The following is a 15,728-nucleotide window of genomic DNA, read 5'->3' as shown; positions in this document are numbered from 1 at the left end:
AATGACCTTGCTTATCTTTTACAAGATTTATGTTTTAGATTCAATATCCTGAAGAACGTAATAGAATTCTTCATTATATGCATTGGCTATATCCTGACATAGATAATATAATTCACAATATAGAACAGCAATTCAGAAATATATTTAGAAAACTAAATATAAAAGCAAGCCTAAGCTACAGAATTAAGTCCCCATATTCTATATGGATAAAAACACTTGTTAAAGATATCCATATTACAGCACTTAATGATATTTTGGCTTTTAGAGCAATTGTAACAAATAAAAAAGCATGTTACGATTTTTCTAAATTAATTCATCTACATTATAATACCATAACATCACAGTTTGTTGATTATATTAGATATCCCAAGAATAATGGATATCAATCAATACATTTAGTCATATCAGGTGGTAGTAATAAAGGTAATATTGAACTTCAAATACGCTCTACCACTATGCATAGGCAAACACAATACGGTAGTGCACATCACACTTATAAAGCAAATAAGTATTATGTATCTCGTACTAATAATAATGTCAGTGTATAATTACATTAAGTTATAGTAATAGGATACTCAATGTTGATATAAGCATCGTAACTATTACCAGTAAAATAATCAATAACGTGAGTACTTATAATACTTTTGCTTCATTTACCCACACTCAACATAGTACTCATTTTGTTGTCAATAACACTACAACATGCACATTGTCTCGGACCACCACCCCAGAATATATAACGTATTATAATAATAATTTATCACTTTTGATAAAAGACACTAATACTATACCTTACAACTTTTCTCTAAATATAAATCTCAATTTGCATAATATTTTAGAATATAAATTAGTACCTTTAGCAGTATTACAGATTCCGGTAAGTAATTTATTATTCGAACATAATAGTGTTTTTATTAACATCACTTACAAACCAATATTAGCTGAATGTGCTTTTCCGGCAACTATAACTTATACAAAGAGACATGAAGATTCCAATATCAGATCAATATTTAAGCCACCCTCACCAAAAACAGATATAATTAACACAACATACAATACATTATTGGCTACCATAAACGATAAAGTTGTTTTGGAACAATATGGTCAAAAGGAATTTTTATCAACTACTATAAACACAAACATTACTCAAATGCTTCCTATAATAACCTTATTAGTAGATCCATCAGAGCTGAATAAGAGAATAAATGATATATCAGATAGTAATAAGGACCAGTTATTACATCTTGCACTTCAACTTGGCTGTGTAGAATCAGTGCCATTATTAATCACACATGGTGCTAATCCTAATGCTACAAATTGTCATGGTGTAATATCATTACACTGTGCTGCTAAGAATGGTAACTTAGATTTAGCGAAATTATTAGCTAAAAATGGTGCTGATGTTAATGCTAAAACTGATAATGGTCTAACAGCATTACACTATGCTGTTTATGATGGTAACTTATACTTAGTAAAGTGGTTGATTGAAAATAAAGCTAATATTCATGCTAAAACCGATAATGGTGAAACAGTATTCTGTTAGTTTTGGTAGCTCAGATTTAGTATACTTACTAATTTCCCATGGTGCTGATGTCAATAATGCTAAAACAATATTACACTTTGCTGCTAAGTCTGGTAACTTAAATTTAGTAAATTGGTTGATTGAAAATAAAGCTGATATTCATGCTAAAACTAATAGTGGCGAAACAATATTACACTTTGCTGCTGAGTCTGGTAACTTAAATTTAGTATCTTTGCTAATTCACAATGGTACTGATATCAATACTAAAACTGATGATGGTCTAACAAGCACTACCTTGGTTCACAAGATATAGCTAGACCATAGTAAGTAGGTACATACTATGCTAATATATATGTTATAAATAATAAAATAAATTATGGCAAGCAGTTACAGTTACGATTTAAGAATGAAACTATTCAAAGCTCTAGATGATGGGCTCTCAATTGTTAAAGCATGTAAAATATTCAATATAGGTCGTAACACTATATATAGATGGAAAACTCTTAAATGGGAAACAGGAAAAAGCAAAACCTTATGGTCCAGCAAAGGGTTATAATGCAAAAATAAATCTCAAAGAATTTGAAGAATTAATTATCTAATAATCATGATAAAACAGCTAAAGAATTAAGTATTATACTAGGTAATAGATTACAAAGAACTAGAATAAATTACTATAGAAAACTACTAGGCTACACTTATAAAAAAAAGTCATCTTCATCCCAAAAGGGATATTGGTTTAAGGAATGAATTTATAGAAAAGATACAGCAAATTTCTAAAGAAACTCTAGTATTCATTGATGAGTCAGGAATAGAAGATAATGTTTGTAGAGAATATGGATGGAGTATAAAAGGTACTAGATGTTATGGAAACAAAGTGTATCAACATAAATCCAGGATCAGTATGATAGCGGGGCTTCGTAATAATCAAATTATAGCGCCAGTAATATTTGAAGGAAATTGTAATAAAGAAATATTTACAACCTATGTAGAGACTATATTAACTAAAGAATTACATCCTGGACAAACAGTAATTATGGATAATATCAACTTCCATAAGAATAATATAATAAGAGAATTAATCGAGTCGGTTGGGTGCAGAATTTTATTCTTACCTACATATAGCCCAGACTTAAATCCTATAGAACATTATTGGTTTAAGATTAAGAACGAAATAAGAAAAGTTACGGGGCAATTCAAAGATATCAGTATGGCTGTAGAACACGTACTAAAGTTTATTTAACTGTACCTATTTCCTATGGTCTAGCTATACTTACTATGTTGGTAATATTAAAGGCATAGGCCGTATTTATCAGCAAACTTTTGTCGATACCTATTGAGGAGTAGCTATTTGTAAACTCTATACCGAAAAGACGGCTATTACAGCTGCAGACCACTTAAATGATAAGGTTATTCCATTCTTTGCAAACCATGATATCCCTCTGCTTAGAATATTAACTGATAGAGGTACGGAATATTGTGGAAAACCAGAAAACCATGCTTACCAACTATATCTTGGCATTGAGAATATCGATCATTCCAAAACTAAAGCATATAGTCCTCAAACCAACGGTATCTGTGAGCGTTTCCATAAAACTATGCAGGAAGAGTGCTATCACATTCTATTCCGCAAAAAATTTTATAATTCACTTGATGAATTGCAAACAGATATAGATAACTGGCTTGTGAGTTACAATAATGCAAGACCTCATTCCGGTAAACATTGCTTTGGTAAAACACCAATGCAATCTTTTACAGATTCACTTTATATTGCTAAAGATAAAAATATTGGTAATATTGGTAATATAGATAAAAATATTGGTAATATAGAGAGAATATCAGACAATTTGATGATTGCCCATCAAGCTGCCTGATTACTCAACTCTGTCAGATTAAGTCGTAACTTGTACACATAATGAATATTGCCTAAACATGGTTGCTTTGTAGGACATCTTAACCATTCTTAAGTTATTCTTGTAAAGGTGCTGTTGCATGGATTAATTCCACTCCTGTCACCCCGTGACTTGACCACGGTATGACACCGAACTTATTTTTCGATTCATGCAGCAAGTTATATTCCTCTTCCTGTAGGTTCTATTTTCTTTCTTTGTACCGCTATAGCTTTTGCTAGTTCTTCTTTATGATTATCTCCTCCTTGAGGCATTTGTTTACCAATATCCTTTACCTCTTTTTTTATAGTCTTTGGAATTGATATAGGTGGTGACGGAGGCGATGGGGGGATAGGAATAACGCTTCCAGGCATTGGAGGCGGCATCGGTATAGTACCGCTAGGCATAGTTGTAGTATTTTTTGAAGATTGATTAACAGCTTCTGCTTGCTGCTGTTTTATCTTCTCTTCTTTCATACGTTTTATAACTGCTAATGCTCCTTGTTGCTGTAAATCTGCAGCTGTCGGTTCTCTTTTTGTAGAAGTTAAGTGTTTATTTTTATAATCAAACTTTTTTTCTCTATCGGAAGCACTATTAATAGTATTATGTTCTTTTTCTATAGCCTTAAATTGATTATTAATAGCTTCTAATTCTGCAACGATTTTCCATCTTTCTTCTCTAGTAATATTAGAATTAGCTTTTTTTTCTTCAAGCCCCTTTTTCCTATCTTCTAGTTCTTTCTGTTTTTGCTTTAATTCTTCTATACGTTTTGCATGATTATCTATTTTTTCTTCTGTAATCTTTGTTTGCTGCTCGGAAGAATCCTTTACTTGTCTGCTTTGAACTTTTTTCTTTAACTCTTCATCAAAAGAAAGCGGTTTACTTCGTACAGGTTTTCCTAAATCAGAATGTATTAGATCTTCAAAATTTTCTCTAGAAGCTAACGGTTTTTTACTGATATCAGGTATTTGAGGATCATGTTTTCGTAAATCTTTTGTAATTTCTTGTATATTTTTATGAAGTTCTGTAATTGAAGCCATTTTACCTCTCACAAGTTAATTGATTTTAAAGATATAGTAATTAAACCTCTTTTATAGCTTCAACGCAAGCAAAAGTTGCTATTTTTAGTATTTCATTAGCTGTTGCTGTAGCTTGAAGTATTTGAACGGGTTTTTCAAAACCGTTTGTTATAGGACCTATAAAGCTATTTGATGAAAATTCTTGTAATAATTCAGTAGAAATAGCAGCTGAATTTAAACCAGGCATAATTAATACATTTGCAGATCCTGATAATCTACAAAATTTATATAATTTACGTAAATCACCATCTAAAGCCACCTTAACCGACATCTCTCCGTCATATTCAAAATCTACTTTCATGCCACTCAGCTCTTCTTTGTCTTTGCTAAAATTATCTAGTATATTTACTGCTTCACGAATACGAGCTGTTTTTTCCTTAGAAGAATTACCGAATGTTGAAAAAGAAAGAAGTGCAACACGAGGAGTGATTCCCATATTTTTAGCAATTTCTGCAGTTTGGGTTGCTATTTGTGCAAGTTCCCAGCTGTTTGGATATTCGGTAATACAATTATCGGCAATAATAATATTATTATCTTTAGCAATCATAATTGAATAGCCAAGGATTCTACGATTAGGTTTTGGTGAAATGGCTTTCATGATATCTTCTAAACTATCGATATAACTTTTCGTAACACCAGTTAAAAGAGCATCACCGTCACCACATGCTACCATACAAGCAGCAAAAATATTCTTATCAGTTTTAACAAGCTTTGCACAATCACGATATAAATAACCTTTTCTCTGAAGTCTTTTATATAAATAATCAGTATATTTCTCTAAACTATCGCTTAAGGCCGCATTCATTATTTGAATTCCGTCTAAGCTAATATCTTTACCTATCTTTTTTAACGTAGCCTCAATTCGTTCAACACAACCAATTATAATCGGATGGCCGTATTTCTCGTCTCGCATCATAAGAGCGGCAGAAATTACTTCTTCTTCTTCACCTTCAGCAAAAACAATCCGTTTAAGCGGTGCATTATGAATTTTTTCAGCTAAGAAATTCATATAGTTAGCAGTAGGGTTTAATCTGCTACCTAATTCTTTCTTATATTTACCTATACTAAAATCTTTAACCCTAGCAACGCCGCTTTCTATTGCAGCAACGGCAACCGCTGCTGCCACTACAGTAATTAAACGAGGATCAAAAGGCACAGGAATAATATACTCATTACCGAAAACCATCTTACGCCCTGAGTAAGCTTTATACACCTCTTCCGGTACAGGTCTACGGGCTAAATCTGCAATGGCTTTTGCTGCAGCTATTTTCATTTCCGTATTAATAGTCTTAGCTCTTACATCTAATGTTCCTCTAAAAATATAAGGAAATCCCATAACATTATTAATCTGATTATTATAATCAGATCGCCCTGTTGCTATAATCGCATCATCTCGCATAAGCTTTATATCTTCAGGAGTAATTTCCGGATCAGGGTTAGCCATAGCAAAAATAATCGGATTATTTGCCATCCCCTTCACCATGTCTTTAGTTACTGCCCCTTTTACCGATAACCCTATAAATACATCAGCATTATTTAAGCTTCCCGCTAAGGTTCTAAACTTGGTATCACTTGCATATAGCTCTTTCCATTTATTCATACCTTCTAGGCGTCCTTTGTAAACAACACCTTTAGTATCACATAAAATAATCTTTGATTTATCAACTCCAAGAGCAATTAATAAATCAATACAAGCAATAGCCGCTGCACCTGCTCCGTTAACTACGATTTTTAAATCTTCAAGCTTGCGATTAGTAAGATACGCAGCATTTATTAGCCCTGCGGCGGTAATAATCGCCGTTCCATGCTGATCGTCATGAAAGACCGGTATATCCATTAAAGATTTTAATTTTTCTTCTATAATAAAACATTCTGGAGCTTTAATATCTTCAAGATTAATACCCCCAAAACTATAACTGAGATACTTCACGGCATTAATAAATTCTTCAGGGTCTTCCGTATTCAATTCCAAGTCAATTGCATCAATATCGGCAAATTTTTTGAATAGTACGGCTTTGCCTTCCATCACCGGTTTTGAAGCGGCAGCTCCCAAATTACCAAGCCCAAGTACGGCAGTGCCGTTAGAGATCACCGCAACTAAATTACCCCTTGCCGTATATTTATATACTTCCTCTAGATTTTTAGCAATTTCAATGCAGGGAGCAGCAACCCCCGGTGAATAAGCAAGCGATAAATCTTGCTGAGTAACTAAAGACTTTGTTGCAGAAATAGCTATCTTACCAGGCTTATCTTTTTCATGATACTCAAGTGCTTCAGCGTAATTTATTTTATTCATTTCATCCATTTTAGAAATTCCTGTTTTATTTGTTTGTTTGTTTTAATTTATCGTCATTGCGAGAAGAATTACGTAGTAATTCGACGAAGCAATCTCAGGCAAATTCTTGAGATTGCCACGCTCCATATGGTCGCTCGCAATGATGTGATAAATTCACCCCATTATATACATAATAATTGATATAGTAACTACCGAGAAAAAAGTAGTAAATGTTATAATCGACGCCATAGAATCAGGATCACCGTCAAGCTGACGAGATAAAACATAAGCCGTACTCGCACATGGAAGACAGCTATATAATATTCCTACCGATCTATCTAATCCGTCAATAGACATTAACCATAGTACTACTACACTAACTAGAGGAAATGCAACTAATTTAACAAAGCCTGTAAACATTACATTATGTAAAAGCTCTTGTCTAATAGTAAAATTAAGCCCTGCCCCAACATTTAGCATACCGATAGCTAAAGCGGCATTAGAAAGGCTATCTAACGTTTTCTTAAGCCCTAAATGTAATTCAAGATTTGAGTAATTAAAAACGAATCCTACTAAACTTGCGATAATTAACGGATTACGCACAATTAATTTCATCATTAAAACAAAACTAGTTCTAATAGTATTAGTAACGGATTTATTAGGGATATAATAAGCGAAAATCATTATCGATAAAATATTGGTAAAAATAATCATATAAGAAGAAATAACGGCGACAATAGAAAGCCCGCTAGGACCAAGCAGCGGGCTACTTACTCCAAAAAAAATGTAGCTATTATAACGAATCGACCCTTGAAAAATGGAAGTAAATTGGACTTTATCTATGTTGTATTTTTTTTGGTAAATTATAAGACCGATTGATACAAGAATAGTGGATATAATAAGAGCCACTACTAATTTAATTATGGATGCAACGCTTAAGTCGGCAGTAGATACGTAATTAAACAGCATGGCAGGGAATAGTACAAAATACGATAATTTCTCAATACCACGCCAAAATTCTTCCGAAGTTAACCATTTATTTTTGATAATACTACCAAGAAGCGTAATTAAAAAAATAGGTAACGTACTACAAAAAATTTCATTCATTTGTTTTCGGTGTCATACCGTGGCTTGACCACGGTATCCAGTTTTATAATATAATTTGTTCATGGTTTTATGACAATTGGCTTATGTAATGTCATTCCTGCGAAAGCAGGAATCCATAGAACTATTCAATTAAATCTTTGTAAATTCTTCTGTATAAACAAGCTTTGTAATATTATATTTTGAGGTAAAACCCTTTATTATTTTTTGTTTATGTTCATAAGCACGACGTATTATATTATTAGTAATACCAATATATAAAGTACCATGCTTATTAGAGCATAATATATACCCAATACATTTTAATTTTGTAGTTTTATTTTATGGATTCCTGCTTTCGCAGGAATGACATATAGGTTACAACTTCCCTTCAACCAACTTCATCGTTTCTTTTATACCGTAAAGCTTTATAAAAGTCCCAAGTCTTGGACCTTCATTCTGCCCAAGCAATATCTGATATAAATCTTTGAAGTAATCACGCAGATTTTCATACCCTGCTTTCATTCCTATATCATATATTGCTTTCTGAATTACTTCAGCCTCGGTTTGATTGGATATACTAGATAACATATCTAATATATCCCGTAAAATAACCTTATGCTTTTCAGAAGGAGCTAAATATGATTTATGTGCTTTAATAAAGTCATTATAATATCTTATAGCAAATTCTGCTAAGTGGTCAAGATAAGGACTAGTATTTGGAGTTGCTTTTGGCTCATATTTGCTAATAAATCCCCAAAGTACCGATTTATCGGAAGGATTACACACAGAAGTAAGATTTAAAAGCAACGAATAGGTAATGCCAAAAGTCTCAATTTTCGGTACATTTCCGTGATGGATGTGATAAACGGGATTTGCAAAACGCTTTGCCCTATCCTCTTCTAAATGATATTTCTGATTAAAAGTAATATATTCATCAACATTTTTAGGAATTACATCAAAAAACAAACGCTTAGCTCTAGTCGGATTTTGGTACATAAATAATGCCATACTTTCAACAGGAGCATATTTAAGCCAATCATCAACGCTAATACTATTACCTTTTGATTTTGATATTTTCTCACCGTTTTCATCTAAGAACAGCTCATAACATAGCTGCACCGGCGGCTTTCCTCCTAGGATTCGGCAAATTTCCGAATAAAGTCGAGCATTTGCCAAATGGTCTTTGCCGTACATTTCATAATCGACTTTAAGAGCAGCCCAACGCATACCAAAATCCGGCTTCCACTGTAATTTACAATGCCCTCCCGTTACCGGTACTTCTATATAATTACCGACATCGTCTTTATACGTAACTGTCCCTGCTCTAGCATCCCATTTTTCTATAGGTACTTGCAGTACCTTACCTGTTTTCGGGCATATAGGCATGAAAGGTGAATAGGTAGCCTTTCGCTCTTCTCTAAAATTCGGTAACATCAGCTCCATTATCTCATCATATTTCTCAAGCACCTTTAGTAGCATCTCATCAAACATACCCGCTTTATAACTTTCAGTACTGCTATAAAACTCATACTTAAAGCCGAATTTATCAAGAAATGAGCGAAGCTTTGCATTCATATAATGCCCATAACTTTCACATTCCTTGAACGGATCAGGGATAGAGGTAAGCGGCATATCCATATACTGTGCTACCATTTCAGGGTTGGGGATATTACTTGGCACTTTACGAAGCCCGTCCATATCATCGGAAAAGCAAATTAGCTTAGTCGGAATATCGGATAATTGCTCAAACGCTTTCTGCACCATCACCATACGAGCATTCTCACCAAAAGTACCTATATGAGGTAAACCTGAAGGACCGTAACCCGTTTCAAATAATACATAACCTTTTTCAGGAGTTTTACCGTTTAAGCTGTCTAATATCTTCTTAGCCTCGACAAAAGGCAAAGCATTTGACTTAATTGCATCTTCCCAAATTTCTGACATTTATTTTTCTTGCACTTTAATTAATAATCAGTGACAATATACTAAATTTATTTATTTGTAAAATATCACTTGAATTTCTTACGATTTTGAGCATAAACTAGCGTCATTGCGAGGAGGCATTGTTGCGTGGACCGGTAAAACCCACTGTGTCACCCCGTGGCTTGACCATGGGGTCCATAAAAACAATAAAAAATACTAATAATTTTAGTATTTTTAACTGGATCCCGCGATCAAGTCGTGGGATGACACTGGAAAAACTGATCCACGCAACAATGCCTTGCGAGAAGCGAAGCGACGTGGCAATCTCATCAAACTTCCTGAGATTGCCACGCCCCTTACAGTCGCTCGCAATGACATTAAGAATAAAAAGCCCATGCCATTTAATACTATTATAAATTACATCAGAAAAGATAGCTATAAAGTTCTACATTTAGGGCTAATTGCAATTTCTATAATAGCACTTGCTACCGCTTATATTGCTGAATATATATTCCATTACACCCCCTGCCCTTTATGCGTTTACGAAAGGTTCCCCTATTTAACGCTAATCAAAATTTGCTTAACTGCTTTAATCATCAGACAATTAAGCAAATATACTTTAATATTCATTCTCCTAACTATCCTTAGCTCTTGCATATTATCAACATATCATAGCTTCGTAGAAAGAGGCATAGTACAACCAAGTGCTCTTTGTTCATCAATGATCCGTATCCCAAAAGGTTTATCCATCCAGCATATCAAACAAATGTTCTACTCGCAGCCAATCACTTCCTGCACTAAACCCGCTATCAAAATCCTGGGTATTTCCATGACAGAGTATAATCTACTCTTAAATATCGGTCTTCTAATCTGTTTACTCCTCGTTTGGTTTTATCCAAAAAAAACTTAGTTTTAAAAACATTCCTAGCTCAACATGGGGTTGTTACATGCATTGGGTTTATGTCATTCTCGCATATGCGGGAATCCTCCGTTGTCATACCGCGACTTGATCGCGGTATCCAAAAATACAACTTAAAAATACTAAATTTTAGTATTTTTAACTGGACCCCGTGATCAAGTCACGGGGTGACAGTCATTTTCTGGATTCCACCTACGCGGGAATGACATACAGTAAAAATCATAGAGTACTATACCCTACTTCTTACTCACCGTACTCAACGAAATAAACAATACTATCCCTAATATAAGTTTAAGGTTTATGGGATCAATGCCAATCCGAAGCAACACGCTCAAAGCAATAAAGTAAAATAATATACCTATAAAACAGGAAAATATCTCTTTAAACGCATTAAAATTATTAGCATGGATTAAAATATGATGCCCTATAACAATCGCACCGATACCGACTAGTGCCACCCCAAAACCCATATTAATATCGGCAAAACCGTTTATTTGTGCAGATAAAGTACCCGTTAAAGCAGCCAAGCAATTACTTATGCTAAGACCGATAGTGCGATAAAGCTCGGCAGGTTTTCCTAAATTAATCAATAAATCTTTATTAAAACCAAAAGCTCGAAGAAATAAACCGAGCTTACCTTTCAATAAAATTATAACTGCAGATATAATAAGGCAATTGATTATTTTAAAGGCACTAACCAATTTTCGAGATCTAATATAGATAATAGCGTCGGCATACCAAGAACCGATATATTAGGACGCTGCATAATTTGTAAGTTAACGGAATAAAGCATAAAACTTGCAAGTATTCCGGCATAAGCCCGTTAATGCGGTTATTCTTCTGCATAAACTAACTATACTGCCGATAATTCCGCCTGATATTACGGCAAATATTAATGCAGGAAATAACCCAAATGAAAGACTACGAGCAAATACCGCCGCACCAAGTACATAAGTACCGTCTACGGTAAGATCGGTAATTTTTAGAACCCGATAACTTATATACATACCTAAAATAAGCGGTAGCATTATTAAGGATTGCTCAAGAGCAGTAATAACAATACTCATATACTACTCTACAATTTCTTTATGAGTGAAAGGAAGTATGGATAAATTTTCTTTAGTTAGAATAACTTGTTTTGACAAAGATTGAAGATTAATAAACAAAGTTAACTCCGATTATGGATAAGGAATAGAGAGGAAGGAAGGTTACAAGAGTTATTAAACCTTATATAAATAGGGCACTGAAGGAGTAAAATAAAGGTTTAATAACATGTGTAAATATACTACAATATTTTGTATAGTAGATAAATTTTGTAAAATTTATGAGAAATGGGTAAAACATCAATTGCTGAAAAGTAATAAGCAAAGATTTAGAGAAGGTAAGCTTTCCTTAAGTGAAGAACTCTCAATAATGATTTTTACCATTTTAGTGCATATAAACATTTAAAAGCTTATTACCAAAACTTTATTATTAATGGTAATTTGTTCAGGAATCCACCTTGTTATGAGAGATTTGTTCAGCTTATTCCTTCATTATTTCTGCCATTGATTGTGATGTTACATTACTTAAGTGGGAAAAGAACGGGAATTTATTATGCAGATTCCACACATTTTGCAGTATGTAAAAATATCAGAATTAATTCTAACAGAACTTTTAATAATCTTGCAAAAATGGGACGTAGTTCTGTCGATTGGTTTTTTGGATTCAAGCTTCATATGATAATCAATGATAAGGGAGAAATTATTGCTGTTAAAATTACCAAAGGTAATGTTGATGACAGAATTGCATTTGAAGCAATGGTTATCAAAAAAGGTCTAAAAGGTAAGTGTTATGATGATAAGGAGTTTATTTCAGAAAAAATGTTTACAAAACTTTATAAGCAAGGTTTAATAAAAATTACCGGAATAAGAAAGGATATGAAAAACTATTTATTACCTCTTTTGGATAAAATCCTTTTAAGGAAGAGATTCATTATCGAAACCATTTTTGGCTACATAAAAGAGAATTTTAATATTACTCCTTCCAGACATCGATCACCTATTAATTTCTTTACTTCTCTATTCTCTGCTCTTATTGCTTACCAACTTAAACCTAATAAACCATGTATTTCTTATCCATAATCGGGGTTAAATAAGATTTCGGTTGGTTTAGTTTGTATCACTTCATCATCAATGCTTTTTTTATTATTTATATTAGACAAACCTTTTCGAGGTCCTTTCGCCGTAAATCAATATGACCTTATTAAGGCTGTACATTATATTGAGAGATTAAATTCGTGATATCTGTAACAACATAACGCCATAATTTATCCGTGCCTTTGGTAATACCGATGCGGGTAGTAGTAGAGTAGGGGAGTTTTAAACCAATATCGCTGACAAAAAATTCGTTGTTATTTATAAGATTGCATTTATTATGAGAAATATTAATTCCTAAATATTTGCATAATTTACCAGGACCGTTGAGGTATAGATTTTCAGGCGAAATAACATGTACGCCCCTTATTAAGGTCGCAGCAGGGAAGCCTTCAGCTTCAGTTACGAAATTTAAACAATAATACATTCCGTAAATTAAATAGACATAGCTAAAGCCTGCAGGACCAAACATTATATCCGTTCTTTTAGTCCGCCCTCTTGCTGCATGGCAAGCAGGATCATCCTGTCCTATATAGCTTTCAGTTTCAGTAATGATAGCTGTCTTACCTTGGAAATAAAGAGCTTTACCGATTAACTCAGTGCTTACTAGGTTAGTATCTCTTGCAAAAAATTCACGAGGTAAAGGATTTAAATTCATTTCACTATAGTATTTATATTTATGACCCTAACAAAGTATATCGATGTCATTCCTGCGAAAGCAGGAATCCAGAAAAAGCGAAATTATTGAGCTTTTAATTCTAAAGTTTAGTGTGTTTATACCTTTTAGTGGCTGGATTCCCGCTTTCGCAGGAATGACATCGAACTTCTGTATCATGCAATAAAACCCCATTATAAAACGGTTGGCATTTGATGATTCTTTTAAAGGTAAGCAACAAGCCTTTAAGTGTGCCGTGTGTTGTTATAGCTTCTTTTGCATATTCTGAACAAGTGGGGCGAAATCGGCAATTATTGCCAAGTATCGGGGAAATGAAATATTGATAAAACTTTATTATTAATAAGAGTATTTTACTCATTTTGCAGTTTATCTATAATAGTTTCCATTTTTTCTTGAGTTAGATCTTCATAATAATCATCATTGATTTGTATGACCGGAGCGTTAACGCATGCTCCTAAACATTCTATCTCGCTTAAAGTAAATTTTTGATCTTCAGTAGTTTCTTTGAGTTTTACACCTAATTTCTTTTCGCAAATTTTCATTATATCATCACTACCACGCAGCCAGCAAGGAGTAGTAGTACATACTTGAATATGATATTTACCGACGGGCTTTAAGTTAAACATAGTATAAAATGTTGCAACTTCATAAGCCCGCATATAAGACATTTCTAACATATTTGCGACATATTCGATAGCAGGCACGGGCAGCCAACCGCCATTTTGACGTTGTGCTAGATCAAGCAGCGGAAGTATTGCACTTCTTTTACCTTTCGGCGGATATTTCTTTATAATCTCTTCTGCTAGATTTAAATTTTTCTTATCAAACATAAAATTTGTGTTCATATATCTCTTATATTATTCCTGTGTGGATCGATTCCCCCGCTGTCCTCCCGCGACTTGATCGCGGGATCTAGTTAAAAAATACTAGTATTTTTATTGTTTTTCTGGATACCGTGGTCAAGCCACGGTATGACAAATTTGGTATTTTCCGATCCATGCAACAATGCCTACTCGCAATGACGACCTATCTATCTATCTCACCAAATACTATATCAAGCGTGGCTATAATAGTAATAACATCTGCCATTAAATGACCTTTAGACATAAAATCTAGTCCTTGCAAATGAGCAAAGCCTGGGGCTTTAATTCGGCATCTATAAGGTCTGTTATTGCCGGTTGAATATAAATATACTCCGAACTCGCCTTTAGGAGCTTCTACTGCTTTGTAGGTCTCGCCGGCTGGTACTTCATATCCTTCCGTATAGAGCTTAAAATGATGAATCATTGCTTCCATAGATTCTTTCATTTTAGCTCTTGTCGGTGGTGTTAATTTAGGATCATCGGTTTTAACTGCACCTTTCGGCATTTTTTCTATACATTGCTTGATTATCTTAACAGATTCATACATTTCAAGCATACGAACGAAATATCTGTCGTAACAATCACCGTTTTTGCCGATTGGTACTTTAAAGTCCATTTCATCGTAAACGTCATAAGGGTTTGACTTGCGTAAATCCCAAGCTATACCCGAACCTCTAAGCATCGGTCCTGAAAACCCCCAGTTCATTGCCTCTTTTTGAGACACAACGCCGATATCTACTAAACGTTGTTTCCATAATCTATTTTCATTTAGTAGATTTTCAATATCGTGAAGTTTAGGAGGAAACTGCTCTATGAACTTATCTATATCCTCAAGTAAACCATCGGGTAAATCTTCTACAACTCCGCCGGGTCTGAAGTAGTTTGAATGCATACGAGAGCCGGAAACACGCTCGTAAAATTCCATGATCTTTTCTCGCTCTTCAAAAAGCCATAATAGAGGAGTAGTAGCACCGATATCTAAAGCTTGGCTGCTGATATTTAAAGTATGGTTAAGAATTCTTGTTAGCTCTGAAAATAGCACCCTGATAAACTGAGCTCTTCGTGGGACTTCGCATTCTAATAATGACTCGACAGCTAAAGCAAATGCATGTTCCTGGCACATTGGCGAAACATAATCAAGGCGATCAAAATAAGGTATAGCCTGCAAATATGTTTTATGCTCAATAAGTTTTTCCGTACCACGATGAAGTAATCCAATATGAGGATCGGCGTTATTTACTACTTCTCCGTCCATCTTAAGTATTAACCTTAAAACTCCGTGAGTTGCCGGATGCTGCGGACCAAGATTTAGAGTTATAGTTTTAGTATTGTTAGTCATAGTATCCGTTATTGCGAGGAGCCGT

13 protein-coding genes and 6 pseudogenes are annotated in these 15,728 nt (G+C 34.0%); 8 read left to right on the top strand and 11 right to left on the bottom strand.

The genetic code is table 11. The annotated features are described in order from the left end of the window. The first annotated feature begins 77 nt into the window (after positions 1 to 77). The 5 genes and pseudogenes from RMONA_RS10390 to RMONA_RS08450 form a co-directional block, all read left to right on the top strand. Complete coding sequence (locus tag RMONA_RS10390) at positions 78 to 548, top strand: hypothetical protein (protein WP_242402802.1); 471 nt, start codon at positions 78 to 80, stop codon at positions 546 to 548. 218 nt (positions 549 to 766) lie between these two features. Beyond that, positions 767 to 1,543 carry an ankyrin repeat domain-containing protein gene (locus RMONA_RS07395; protein WP_096001029.1) on the top strand — a complete coding sequence of 259 codons (777 nt, stop codon included), beginning with the start codon at positions 767 to 769 and terminating at the stop codon, positions 1,541 to 1,543. After that, a complete protein-coding gene (locus tag RMONA_RS04665) occupies positions 1,506 to 1,835 on the top strand; it encodes an ankyrin repeat domain-containing protein (protein WP_023507884.1) in 330 nt (109 codons plus the stop codon). Before RMONA_RS07395 ends, RMONA_RS04665 begins: the two co-directional genes overlap by 38 nt. A 63-nt stretch (positions 1,836 to 1,898) precedes the next feature. Beyond that, positions 1,899 to 2,762: pseudogene (locus tag RMONA_RS08455) on the top strand (IS630 family transposase). Between the two features lie 10 nt (positions 2,763 to 2,772). Continuing rightward, positions 2,773 to 3,393, top strand: a pseudogene (locus RMONA_RS08450) (integrase core domain-containing protein); the annotation flags it as partial. 197 nt (positions 3,394 to 3,590) lie between these two features. On the opposite strand, the gene RMONA_RS09650 reads toward RMONA_RS08450, so the two are convergent. From RMONA_RS09650 to RMONA_RS04635, 5 genes and pseudogenes are all read right to left on the bottom strand, one after another. Further along, positions 3,591 to 4,448, bottom strand: coding sequence for an AAA family ATPase (locus RMONA_RS09650; RefSeq protein WP_023507883.1), 858 nt, complete (start codon positions 4,446 to 4,448; stop codon positions 3,591 to 3,593). A 40-nt stretch (positions 4,449 to 4,488) separates the two neighbouring features. Beyond that, positions 4,489 to 6,792, bottom strand: a complete 2,304-nt coding sequence (locus tag RMONA_RS04645) for an NADP-dependent malic enzyme (RefSeq protein WP_023507882.1) — start codon at positions 6,790 to 6,792, stop codon at positions 4,489 to 4,491. Positions 6,793 to 6,936: 144 nt separating this feature from the next. Then, entirely contained in the window at positions 6,937 to 7,869 is a 933-nt protein-coding gene (locus RMONA_RS04640) for an AEC family transporter (RefSeq protein WP_023507881.1), read from the bottom strand. Between the two features lie 132 nt (positions 7,870 to 8,001). Then, positions 8,002 to 8,167 (bottom strand): annotated as a pseudogene (locus RMONA_RS11225) (GIY-YIG nuclease family protein); the annotation flags it as partial. 56 nt (positions 8,168 to 8,223) lie between these two features. After that, positions 8,224 to 9,792 (bottom strand): lysine--tRNA ligase, encoded by a 1,569-nt coding sequence (locus RMONA_RS04635; protein WP_023507880.1) that lies wholly within the window; start codon positions 9,790 to 9,792, stop codon positions 8,224 to 8,226. Between the two features lie 110 nt (positions 9,793 to 9,902). Here RMONA_RS04635 and RMONA_RS11475 point away from each other — a divergent pair. Then, positions 9,903 to 10,085: pseudogene (locus tag RMONA_RS11475) on the top strand (tRNA lysidine(34) synthetase TilS); the annotation flags it as partial. An 80-nt stretch (positions 10,086 to 10,165) separates the two neighbouring features. Next, positions 10,166 to 10,681: a disulfide bond formation protein B gene (locus RMONA_RS08430; protein ID WP_023507879.1), complete on the top strand. Its 516-nt coding sequence runs from the start codon at positions 10,166 to 10,168 to the stop codon at positions 10,679 to 10,681. 245 nt (positions 10,682 to 10,926) lie between these two features. On the opposite strand, the pseudogene RMONA_RS04630 reads toward RMONA_RS08430, so the two are convergent. Next, a pseudogene (locus RMONA_RS04630) lies at positions 10,927 to 11,757 on the bottom strand (ABC transporter permease). Between the two features lie 3 nt (positions 11,758 to 11,760). Beyond that, positions 11,761 to 11,865, bottom strand: a pseudogene (locus RMONA_RS11635) (ABC transporter substrate binding protein); the annotation flags it as partial. Between the two features lie 294 nt (positions 11,866 to 12,159). Between RMONA_RS11635 and RMONA_RS04625 the strand changes: the two are divergent. Beyond that, on the top strand, positions 12,160 to 12,813 hold the full coding sequence (locus tag RMONA_RS04625) for an IS982 family transposase (RefSeq protein ID WP_339325421.1): 654 nt from the start codon (positions 12,160 to 12,162) through the stop codon (positions 12,811 to 12,813). A 121-nt stretch (positions 12,814 to 12,934) separates the two neighbouring features. On the opposite strand, the gene RMONA_RS04620 is transcribed toward RMONA_RS04625, so the two are convergent. The 4 genes from RMONA_RS04620 to nuoD form a co-directional block, all read right to left on the bottom strand. Continuing rightward, on the bottom strand, positions 12,935 to 13,483 hold the full coding sequence (locus tag RMONA_RS04620) for a DNA-3-methyladenine glycosylase (RefSeq protein WP_023507875.1): 549 nt from the start codon (positions 13,481 to 13,483) through the stop codon (positions 12,935 to 12,937). A 100-nt stretch (positions 13,484 to 13,583) separates the two neighbouring features. Then, positions 13,584 to 13,859, bottom strand: a complete 276-nt coding sequence (gene yidD, locus RMONA_RS08420) for a membrane protein insertion efficiency factor YidD (RefSeq protein WP_096001028.1) — start codon at positions 13,857 to 13,859, stop codon at positions 13,584 to 13,586. Then, complete coding sequence (gene nuoE / locus RMONA_RS04615; RefSeq protein ID WP_037231453.1) at positions 13,852 to 14,346, bottom strand: NADH-quinone oxidoreductase subunit NuoE; 495 nt, start codon at positions 14,344 to 14,346, stop codon at positions 13,852 to 13,854. Before nuoE ends, yidD begins: the two co-directional genes overlap by 8 nt. A 181-nt stretch (positions 14,347 to 14,527) precedes the next feature. Continuing rightward, positions 14,528 to 15,703: an NADH dehydrogenase (quinone) subunit D gene (gene nuoD, locus RMONA_RS04610; RefSeq protein ID WP_023507873.1), complete on the bottom strand. Its 1,176-nt coding sequence runs from the start codon at positions 15,701 to 15,703 to the stop codon at positions 14,528 to 14,530. Between the last annotated feature and the right edge of the window lie 25 nt (positions 15,704 to 15,728).

It is taken from the genome of Rickettsia monacensis (assembly GCF_000499665.2).
Lineage (GTDB): Bacteria > Pseudomonadota > Alphaproteobacteria > Rickettsiales > Rickettsiaceae > Rickettsia > Rickettsia tamurae.
The sequence above is the reverse complement of the archived record's forward strand: the minus strand, read 5'-3'. Positions and strand labels throughout refer to the sequence as shown.

What these genes read in the sequence shown, in the direction of transcription:
- RMONA_RS08430 (WP_023507879.1), top strand. Translation starts at nt 10,166, where the DNA reads ATGCCATTTAATACTATTATAAATTACATCAGAAAAGATAGCTATAAA.
- RMONA_RS04640 (WP_023507881.1), bottom strand. Translation starts at nt 7,869, where the DNA reads ATGAATGAAATTTTTTGTAGTACGTTACCTATTTTTTTAATTACGCTT.
- RMONA_RS04635 (WP_023507880.1), bottom strand. Translation starts at nt 9,792, where the DNA reads ATGTCAGAAATTTGGGAAGATGCAATTAAGTCAAATGCTTTGCCTTTT.
- RMONA_RS04645 (WP_023507882.1), bottom strand. Translation starts at nt 6,792, where the DNA reads ATGGATGAAATGAATAAAATAAATTACGCTGAAGCACTTGAGTATCAT.
- RMONA_RS10390 (WP_242402802.1), top strand. Translation starts at nt 78, where the DNA reads ATGCATTGGCTATATCCTGACATAGATAATATAATTCACAATATAGAA.
- nuoE (WP_037231453.1), bottom strand. Translation starts at nt 14,346, where the DNA reads ATGAACACAAATTTTATGTTTGATAAGAAAAATTTAAATCTAGCAGAA.
- RMONA_RS04620 (WP_023507875.1), bottom strand. Translation starts at nt 13,483, where the DNA reads ATGAATTTAAATCCTTTACCTCGTGAATTTTTTGCAAGAGATACTAAC.
- RMONA_RS04665 (WP_023507884.1), top strand. Translation starts at nt 1,506, where the DNA reads ATGCTAAAACCGATAATGGTGAAACAGTATTCTGTTAGTTTTGGTAGC.
- yidD (WP_096001028.1), bottom strand. Translation starts at nt 13,859, where the DNA reads ATGAGTAAAATACTCTTATTAATAATAAAGTTTTATCAATATTTCATT.
- RMONA_RS09650 (WP_023507883.1), bottom strand. Translation starts at nt 4,448, where the DNA reads ATGGCTTCAATTACAGAACTTCATAAAAATATACAAGAAATTACAAAA.
- nuoD (WP_023507873.1), bottom strand. Translation starts at nt 15,703, where the DNA reads ATGACTAACAATACTAAAACTATAACTCTAAATCTTGGTCCGCAGCAT.